General features: G+C 71.5%; 5 protein-coding genes. All 5 read left to right on the forward strand.

Annotated features, from left to right (window positions below; all coding sequences use genetic code 11):
• Positions 1-5: 5 nt before the first annotated feature.
• The 5 genes from FM051_RS31385 to FM051_RS31405 all read left to right on the forward strand — a co-directional run bounded on the left by FM051_RS31385 (position 6) and on the right by FM051_RS31405 (position 9,566).
• Positions 6-2,036, forward strand: a complete 2,031-nt coding sequence (locus tag FM051_RS31385) for a glycoside hydrolase family 31 protein (protein WP_158849685.1) — start codon at positions 6-8, stop codon at positions 2,034-2,036.
• Positions 2,033-3,994: a beta-galactosidase gene (locus FM051_RS31390; protein WP_158849687.1), complete on the forward strand. Its 1,962-nt coding sequence runs from the start codon at positions 2,033-2,035 to the stop codon at positions 3,992-3,994. Before FM051_RS31385 ends, FM051_RS31390 begins: the two co-directional genes overlap by 4 nt.
• A 93-nt stretch (positions 3,995-4,087) precedes the next feature.
• Entirely contained in the window at positions 4,088-5,587 is a 1,500-nt protein-coding gene (locus FM051_RS31395) for a glycoside hydrolase family 43 protein (RefSeq protein ID WP_158849689.1), read from the forward strand.
• 69 nt (positions 5,588-5,656) lie between these two features.
• Positions 5,657-7,384 (forward strand): cellulase family glycosylhydrolase, encoded by a 1,728-nt coding sequence (locus tag FM051_RS31400; RefSeq protein WP_158849691.1) that lies wholly within the window; start codon positions 5,657-5,659, stop codon positions 7,382-7,384.
• Positions 7,385-7,460: 76 nt separating this feature from the next.
• The gene (locus FM051_RS31405) at positions 7,461-9,566 is read left to right on the forward strand and encodes a beta-galactosidase (protein ID WP_158849693.1); all 2,106 of its coding nucleotides are present in this window, start codon (positions 7,461-7,463) and stop codon (positions 9,564-9,566) included.
• The last annotated feature ends 127 nt before the right edge of the window (positions 9,567-9,693 follow it).

Raw genomic sequence — 9,693 nt, forward strand, 5'->3', positions numbered from 1 at the left:
CCCGAATGCACTTCCGCGATCTCGGCAACGCCCTCGAATGGCAGGCCAACGGCGAGACCCTGCGCATCGAGGCGTGGGGACCCGACGCCGTCCGGGTTCGGGCGACCCCTGGCGGGCCGGTGCTCGACGACCTGCCCGGCGCGCTGCTCGACGCCCCGCCGGGCGGCAAGCCGGAGATCGGCATCGCCGAGCACCACGCGACCCTGGTCAACGGGGCGCTGACGGTGCGGGTCGACGCCGACACCGACGGCTCGGTCACCCCGTACCTCCCGGCGACGGCCGGCCGGTTGACGTTCCTGCGCACGGAGGACGGCGCGGAGCTGCTGGCCGAGCAGCCCGCCCACTTCTGGTGGCCGGGTCCGCGGTCGGCGGCGCCGACCGGCAACGGCTACCACCGCCTGGAGCAGCGGTTCCGCGCCTACGCCGGTGAGCGGCTCTTCGGCCTCGGTCAGCACACCCACGGCATGTTCGACCAGAAGGGTGCGGTCGTCGACCTCGTGCAGCGCAACGGCGAGGTGACCATCCCGCTGCTGGTGTCCGACCGCGGCTACGGCCTGCTGTGGAACTCGCCGGCCGTAGGCCGCGTGGAGCTGGCCGAGACCGGCACCCGGTGGGTGGCCGACAGCGCCCGCCAGATCGACTACTGGGTGACCGCGGGCACCCCCGCCGACGTGCTGCGCCGCTACGCCGACGCGACCGGCCACGCGCCGGAGCTGCCCGCCTGGGCGGCCGGTTTCTGGCAGTGCAAGCTGCGCTACCGCACCCAGGAGGAGTTGCTGGAAGTCGCCCGCGAGTACCGGCGGCGCGGCCTGCCGCTGTCCGTGATCGTGTGCGACTTCTTCCACTGGACCCACCTCGGTGAGTGGCGCTTCGACCCCGCGGAGTGGCCCGACCCGGCCGGCATGGTGCGTGAACTGGACGAGATGGGCGTCAAGCTCATGGTCTCGGTCTGGCCGTCCGTCAGCCCGGTGAGCGAGAACTACCACCCGATGTCGGACCGGGGCCTGTTCATCGGCTCCGACTACGGGCCGGTGGCCCACGCCGACTGGCCGGACAAGGGCCTGGGCGCGTACTCGGCGCAGGTGGCGTTCTACGACAGCACCAACCCCGAGGCCCGCCGGTACGTCTGGGAGCGCATCCGCCGCGGCTACCACGAGCTGGGCATCACCGTCTTCTGGCTCGACGCCTCCGAGCCGGAGCTCAAACCCGGCCACCAGACCGGTCTGCGCTACCACGCGGGCCCGGGTCCGGAGGTGGCCAACCTGTACCCGCGCGAGAACGCGCGCATGGTCCACGACGGCCTGCGCGCGGCGGACGAGACCGAGATCATCTCGCTCAACCGGTCCTCCTGGGCGGGCGCGCAGCGCTACGGCGCGGCGCTGTGGTCCGGCGACATCGGCACGGACTTCACCACGCTGCGCGCGCAGATCAAGGCCGGCCTGAACGTGATGATGTCCGGGATCCCGTGGTGGACGACGGACATCGGCGGCTTCCACGGCGGCGACCCCGACGACCCGGCGTACCGCGAGGTGCTGGTGCGGTGGTTCCAGTACGGGACGTTCTGCCCGTTGTTCCGCCTGCACGGCTTCCGCGGCCCCTCGCAGGTCCTGGAGCCGGCCATGACGGGCCTGCCCAACGAGGTCTGGTCCTACGGCGACGAGGTCTACCCGATCCTGGTCGACCACCTCCGCCTGCGCGAACGCCTGCGGCCGTACGTCATGGAGCAGATGCGCGCCGCCGCGGAGACCGGTCTGCCGCCGATGCGGCCGCTGTTCCTGGAGTTCCCCGACGACGAGCGGGCGTGGGAGGTCGACGACGCGTTCCTGCTCGGCCCCGACCTGCTCGTCGCGCCCGTGACCGCCGCCGGAGCCCGGGAGCGCACGGTGCACCTGCCCGCCGGAGCCAGGTGGACCGACGCGTGGACCGGCCAGGAGCACGTGGGCGGGCAGACGGTCACCGTCGCCGCCCCGATCGAGCGCATCCCGCTGTTCGTGCGCGACGACGCACGGCTGCCACTGCACGAGGAGCAGGCATGACGGCGCGCGAACTGATCGAGCGGCTCGGCGGTCTCGCGTTCGGCGGTGACTACAACCCCGAGCAGTGGGACGAGCCGGTCTGGGCCGAGGACGACGAACTGATGCGCCGGGCGCGGGTCAACCTGGCCACGGTCGGCGTGTTCTCCTGGGCCCTGATGGAGCCCGAGGAAGGCCGCTACGACTTCGCCTGGCTCGACGCCCACCTCGACCGCCTGCACGCCAACGGTGTCGCCGTCGACCTGGCCACGCCGACCGCTTCCCCTCCCCCGTGGTTCACCAAGGCACACCCGGACGCGCTGCCGGTGACCCCCGACGGCGTCCAACTCGTCCACGGCAGCCGCGACACCTACTGCCTCGCCGCACCGGCCTACCGCGACGCGGCCCGCCGCATCGCCTCCGCCCTGGCCGAGCGCTACGGCCGGCACCCCGCGGTCGCGCTGTGGCACGTGCACAACGAGTACGCCACGCTCTGCTGGTGCGACCACGCCGCCGCCGCGTTCCGCGACTGGCTGCGCGACCGGCACGGCACGCTGGACGCGCTGAACGAGGCGTGGGGCACGGCGTTCTGGAGCCAGCGCTACACCTCGTGGGACGACGTCCTGCCGCCGCGCGCCACGCAGTGGCACCACAACCCCGGGCAGACGCTGGACTTCCGCCGCTTCGGGTCCGACCTGGCCCTCGCCGCCTACCGGGAGCAACGCGACGCGATCCGCGCCCACAGCGACCGCCCGGTGACCACCAACCTGATGCTGCCCGGCTACCAGAACCTCGACCTGTGGGCGTTCGGCCGCGAACTGGACTTCGTGACCATCGACCACTACCCGGACCGGCCGGGCCTCGACGCCGCGGCGGACACGGCGTTCGGCGCGGACCGCGCCCGTTCGTTCGGCGGCGGCCGACCGTGGTTGCTCATGGAGCAGGGCACGAACACCGTCTACGCCGAACGCCGGGTGCTGCCGAAGGACCCGGGCGACATCCTGCGGCACACGCTCGGCCACATCGCGCGCGGCTCGGACGGCGCGCTGTTCTTCCAGTGGCGCCAGTCGAAGGCGGGCGCCGAGACGTGGCACTCGGCGATCGTGCCGCACGCCGGGCCGGACAGCCGGATCTTCCGGGAGGTGACGGAGGTCGGCGAGGCCGTCGCCCGGCTCGCGGAGGTGGCCGGGTCGACCGTGACGGCCGAAGTGGCCGTGCTGCACGACGCCGATGCCTGGTGGGCGTCCGAAGTGGACGGTCTGCCTTCGCCGGACCCCGACTACCACACGAGGCTGCGGCACGCGCACCGGGCGTTGTGGGACGCCGGGGTGGTGACCGACTTCGCCCACCCGGAGCACGACCTCGGCCGGTACCGGCTCGTCCTCGCCCCTGCCCTGTTCCTGCTGTCCGACGCGGGGGCGGCGAACCTGAGCCGTTACGTCGCCGAGGGCGGCACGCTGCTCGTCCAGCACTTCAGCGGTGCGGTCGACGAACGGATGCAAGCGCGCCTCGGCGGCTACCCGGCCCCGGCGCTGCGCGAAGCCCTCGGTGTCCGGGTCGAGGAACCGCGACCGTTGCGGCGGGACGAACGGATCACGCTGTCCAATGGCGCCCAAGGCACGCTGTGGAGCGAATCCATGCGCGTGGAAGACGCCGAAACGGTCGCCTCCTACACCCACGGGATGCTCGCCGGACGCCCGGCGCTCACCCGTCACGCCTTCGGCGCCGGCCACGGCTGGTACCTCTCCACCGTCCTCGACACCACCGACTACGCCGAGCTGGTCGGCCGCCTGCTGGAGGAAGCCGGTGTGGTCACCGAGTGGCCGCCCGGCGTCGAAGCCGTCACGCGCGGCGGCTGGCAGTTCCTGCTCAACCACGGCGGTGACACCGTCCCGCTCCCCCAGACCGCACACGACCTGCTCACCGGTGGGCCGCTGACCGAGCTGCCGCCCCACGGCTGTGCCGTGCTCCGGATGCCCTGACCGTCACCGAACCCCGTCGATCACACCGTGCGCCGTGCCGCACCGGTGCGCTGGAGCGCTGGAGCGCGCCCCAACCACGAAGGGCCTGATGGGATGTCACCGAACCCCAGCACGTTCGCCAACCCGGTGATCGCGGGCTTCCACCCCGATCCGAGCGTCTGCCGCGTCGGCGAGGACTACTACCTCGTCTGCTCCAGCTTCGAGTACTTCCCCGGCGTGCCGATCTTCCACAGCCGCGACCTGGTGCACTGGACGCAGATCGGCAACGTCCTGGACCGGCCGGAGCAGCTTCGCCTCCCGCTCGACTCGCCGTCGTCCGCCGGTGTCTACGCGCCGACCCTGCGCCACCACGACGGCCGGTTCTGGCTGATCACCACCAACGTGAGCGGCGACGGCAACCTCCTGGTCACCGCCACCGATCCCGCCGGACCGTGGTCGGACCCGATCCTGCTGCCCGACCTGCCCGGCATCGACCCGGACCTCACCTGGGACTCCGACGGCACGTGCTGGTGCACGATCGCCGGGGTGTCGCAGGTCCGGATCGACCCGCACACCGGGCAGGTGCTCGGTGCACCGCAGCGGATCTGGTCCGGAGCGCCCGGTGCGAAGGCCCCGGAAGCGCCGCACCTGTACCGGATCGGCGAGTACTGGTACCTGCTCATCGCCGAAGGCGGCACCGAACGCGGCCACGGCGTCTCGATCGCCCGTGGGCGCACACCCTCCGGCCCGTTCGAGCCGTGCCCGGCCAACCCGGTCCTGACCCACCGCGGCACCGACCACCCGATCCAGAACACCGGGCACGGGGACCTGGTGCAGGGGCCGGACGGCTCCTGGTGGATGGTGCTGCTCGGCGTGCGGCCGGGCGGCGGGACCCCCGGCTGGCACGTGCTGGGCCGCGAGACGTTCCTCGCGCCCGTGACCTGGGTGGACGACTGGCCGGTCGTCGGCCCGCTGGCACCCGAGGCGACCGTGCCCTGGCCACTGCGACCGGGGCCGACCGCGGTGCGCCGCGACGACTTCGACCTCCCGGAGCTCCAGCCGTCCTGGATCTCGCTGCGCGACCGCCAGGAGCGGCACTGCACGACGAAGGAACGTGCCGGGTGGCTGACCCTCCGCGCGCGCGGCGAGTCCCTGGACGAGCTCGACGTCGTGTTCGTCGGCCGCCGCCAGCAGCACCCGTCCTGCCAGGTGCGCACGCTCGTGGACGTCGAGGGCGGAACCGGCGGTCTGGCGGTGCGGCTGGACGAGGAGCACCACTACGAGATCGAGACGACCGCCGGCGAGGTGCGGGTAATCGCCCGCGTCGGCTCGCTGAAGACCGTGGTGGCGTCCCGGGCGGTACCGGCCGGGCCGCTGGTCCTGGGCGTGGACGTGCACGAGGAGAAGAACCTCCGGGACGCGCGCACCGGCCCCGACACCGTCTCCTTCGGCATCGGCGAACCGGACGGGACGTTCACCACCCTCGCCACCCTCGACGGCCGCTACCTCTCCACCGAGGTGGCGGGCGGCTTCACCGGTCGGGTCGTCGGCATGTACGCCACCGCGGGCGCCGTCCACTTCGACTGGTCCGACTACGAGCCGCTCGACTCCTGAGCGGTGTCCGCCGACGGTGGCCCTGTCGGCGGCGGAGAACCGATTCCACCGACAGAAATGGCTACCGACATGGAACGAGCACAACGGCCGTCCTGGCGCACCAGACTCCGGCGGGCGGTGAGCATCCCGGTGGCGCTGGTCGTCACGGGCGTCCTCGCCGCCGGCACGACACCCGCTGCCCAGGCCGACGCGGAGTTCGGCGTCCCACGCAGCGCGATGGACGTCGTGGCCGCGATGCAGCCCTCGTGGAACCTCGGCAACAGCCTCGACGCCATCCCCGACGAGACGTCCTGGAACAACCCGCCCACCACGAAGGCCATCTTCGACACGCTGCGGGGGCAGGGCTTCCGCAGCGTCCGGATTCCGGTGACGTGGTCCAACCGCCAGTCGGCCACGGCCCCCTACACCATCGACGCCGCGTACCTGGACCGGGTGCAGGAGATCGTCGACTGGGCGCTGGCCGACGGCCTCTACGTCGTGCTGAACATCCACCACGACTCCTGGCAGTGGATCGCGAACATGCCCACCGACCACGACAACGTGCTGGCCCGGTTCAACGCGACCTGGGTCCAGATCGCCGACAGGTTCAAGGACTCGTCGCGCAGGCTGCTGTTCGAGAGCGTCAACGAACCGGTCTTCAACACCGACGACACCGCCCGGAAGGTGCAGCTGCTGGACGAGTTGAACACCTCGTTCCACGGCATCGTGCGGGAGTCGGGCGGCCGGAACGCGACGCGCCTGCTCGTGCTGCCCACGCACTGGTGCACGCCGGACCAGAACCTCATGGACGACCTGTTCGCCACGATCACCTCGCTGCACGACCCCAACCTGGTCGCGACCGTGCACTACTACAGCTACTGGCCGTTCAGCGTGAACATCATGGGCTTCACCCGCTTCGACGCCACGGTCGAGAAGGACATGGTCGACGTGTTCGCCCGAATGCGGGACACGTTCGTCGCCAAGGGCATCCCGGTCTACGTCGGCGAGTACGGACTGCTCGCCTACGACCACCTCTGGCCCGACATCATCGAGCGCGGCGAGGTCCTGAAGTACATCGAGGCCCTGGGGCACCAGGCACGCGTCGCCGGGGTCACCACCGCCCTGTGGGACATGGCCGCCTTCCTCGACCGCAGGGCCCTGGTGTGGCGCGACCCGGAACTGTTCGCCCTCATGAGGTCGAGCTGGCACACCCGGTCCGGCACCGCGTCGTCGGACCTGCTCTTCGTGCCGAAGTCCACTCCGATCACGCCCCAGACCATCACCCTCAACCTCAACGGCACCGCGTTCCGAGGGCTGTGGAAGGGCGACACCCGGCTGATCGAGGGCCGCGACTACACCGTGTCCGGCAACCAGGTCACGCTCACCGCGGCAGCGGTGACCAGGCTGGTCGGCGACCGCGCCTACGGCGTCAACGCCACGATCCAAGCCAGGTTCTCGCGCGGGGTCCCCTGGTCGATCAAGGTGATCACCAATGACCGGCCGGTGTTGTCGGACGCGAGTGGCACCGGCAACTCCCTCACCGTCCCGACGCGGTTCCGGGGTGACGTGCTCGCGACGATGGAGGCCAAGTACGCGGACGGCAGCAACGCCGGTCCGGCGGACTGGACCTCGTTCAAGGAGTTCCGGGTGAACGTCTGGCCGGACTACACCGCCGAGACCATCACCCTGCCCTCCGCGTTCTTCGACGCGGTCCGCGACGACGCACCGGTGACGCTGACGTTCCACTTCTGGAGCGGCGCCACCGTGACCTACCACGTGACCAAGTCGGGCACATCGGTGACCGGCACGACGTCCTGACCGGTCCCGGCGACCGGAGTCCACACCGGACTCCGGTCGCCGGGCCACCCAGCACGGTTTTCGGAGGCTGACCGCCATGGCCACCCTGCCCCCGCGCGTCCTGTTCGGCGCCGCCTACTACCACGAGTACCAGCCTTACGACCGGTTGAACGAAGACCTCGACCTGATGGCGCAGGCACGATTCACCGTCATCCGGGTCGGCGAGTCGGTGTGGTCCACCTGGGAACCGGAGAACGGGCGGTTCGACCTCGACTGGTTGGAACCGGTGCTCGACGGCGCCCACGAGCGCGGCATCTCCGTCGTCCTCGGCACGCCCACCTACGCGGTGCCGCCGTGGCTGTCCAGGCAGTACCCCGAGATCGCCGCCGAGCACGCCACGGGGCAGCGCATCGGCTGGGGTGCCCGCCAGGAGGTGGACTTCACCCACCCCGCGTTCCGCTTCCACGCCGAACGCGTGACCCGCGAGATCCTCGCCCGGTATGCCTCGCACCCCGCCGTCATCGGTTTCCAGGTGGACAACGAACCGGGCCTGCGACTGCCGCACAACCACGGCCTCTTCCAGCGGTTCGTGGACCACCTGCGCGAGCGGTACGGGACCGTGGAGGCCCTCAACCAGGAGTGGGGCCTGGTCTACTGGTCGCACCGCCTGTCCACCTGGGCCGACCTCTGGACGCCGGACAACAACGCGCAGCCGCAGTACGACGTCGCCTGGCGGGCGTTCCAGGCGCGCCAGACCACCGAGTTCGTCGCCTGGCAGACGGACATCGTGCGGGAGTACGCAGGCCCCGAGCAGTTCGTCACCACGTGCATCTCCTACGGCCACCCGGCGTTCGAGGACGACGAACTCACCGACGCGCTGGACGTCACCGCGGGCAACCCGTACTACGACATGCAGGACGGCCTCCTGCTGCCCGACCCGACACCCGACGACCACGAACAGCAGCACTGGAAGACCACCGGCGTGTGGGCGCTCTACGAGAACGCGGACCGCGTCTTCTCCTCCCGCCAGGAGCCGTTCCTGATCACCGAGACCAACGCACAGGCGGTCGGCGGCACGTCGGACAACCGACCGGGCTACGACGGGCAGTGGCGGCAGGCGGCCTGGGCACTGGTCTCGCGCGGCGCGCGGATGGTGGAGTACTGGCACTGGCACACGCTGCACTTCGGCGCGGAGACCCACTGGGGCGGCGTCCTGCCGCACAGCGGTCGTCCCGGCCGGGTCTACGCCGAGATCGCCCGCCTCGGCGCCGAGTTCGACACCGCCGGCGCCCTGGTGGCCGGGATCGAGCCGGACGCCGACATCGCGCTGGTCTACTCGATGCCGAACAAGTGGCTGATGCAGAAGTACCCGCCGTTGGGGACCGCGGACGGCAGTCCGGATCACTCCTCGTACCACCGCATCTTCGACTCGTTCTACCGCGGCGTCTTCGAGGCGGGCCGACAGGCGCGCATCATCCACGCCCGCCAACTGCACCAGCGCTTCACGCCCGAGGCCGCGGTGGGACGCCACCCGGTGCTGATCGCCGCCGGCCTGTACATGGCCGACGACGCGACGCTCGACTGGCTCGCCGCCTACGCGCACGCCGGTGGCCACCTCGTCCTCGGTCCCCGGACCGGCTACGCGGACCACGAAGCGCGCGCACGACCCGAGCCCGCCCCGCCGCGGCTCGTCGAAGCCGCGGGCGCGTGGTACGACGAGTTCAGCAACCTGGCCACCCCGCTGCCGGTCCGCGCCGCGCCTGACAGCCCGCTCGACCTCACCGCCGACGCGACCGCGACGCGGTGGCTGGAAGGCCTGACCACGGTGGACGCGGACGTGCTCGCCGAGTACGACCACCCGCACTTCGGCCGCTGGCCCGCCGTCACCACCCGCCGCCACGGCGCCGGCCGCGTCACCTGCGTCGGCACGGTGCCCGGACGCGATCTGGCCCGGTCGCTGGCCACCTGGCTCGCTCCCTCCCCCGTCAGCGGCTGGACCGACCTGCCCGCCTCCGCCACCGCGACCACCGGGACGTCACCGGACGGCCGTCGCGTGCACGTCGTCCACAACTGGAGCCCGCTGCCCACCGAGGTCCGGGCGCCGCGCGACCTGACCGACGTGCTGTCCGGCGATGCGGTCGGCGCCGGCCGGCACGTGCACCTCGACGCGTGCGATGTGCGGATCTTTACCGCGGGCGACTAGTAGTACTTTGTTAGGTCGTTGTGTGTCAAGGGAAGGGGCGTTTGCAGGTGTGGCACGCGCCGGCCATGGCGGTGAGGAGTTGTTGCAGTTCGCGGAGAACCGCGTAGATGGTCAGGCCGACGCATCC

The sequence above is a fragment of the Saccharothrix deserti genome (assembly GCF_009769385.1).
GTDB lineage: Bacteria > Actinomycetota > Actinomycetes > Mycobacteriales > Pseudonocardiaceae > Actinosynnema > Actinosynnema deserti.

Excerpts from the sequence above, each read along its gene's own strand:
- FM051_RS31385 (WP_158849685.1), top strand. The coding sequence starts at position 6 with ATGCACTTCCGCGATCTCGGCAACGCCCTCGAATGGCAGGCCAACGGC.
- FM051_RS31390 (WP_158849687.1), top strand. The coding sequence starts at position 2,033 with ATGACGGCGCGCGAACTGATCGAGCGGCTCGGCGGTCTCGCGTTCGGC.
- FM051_RS31395 (WP_158849689.1), top strand. The coding sequence starts at position 4,088 with ATGTCACCGAACCCCAGCACGTTCGCCAACCCGGTGATCGCGGGCTTC.
- FM051_RS31400 (WP_158849691.1), top strand. The coding sequence starts at position 5,657 with ATGGAACGAGCACAACGGCCGTCCTGGCGCACCAGACTCCGGCGGGCG.
- FM051_RS31405 (WP_158849693.1), top strand. The coding sequence starts at position 7,461 with ATGGCCACCCTGCCCCCGCGCGTCCTGTTCGGCGCCGCCTACTACCAC.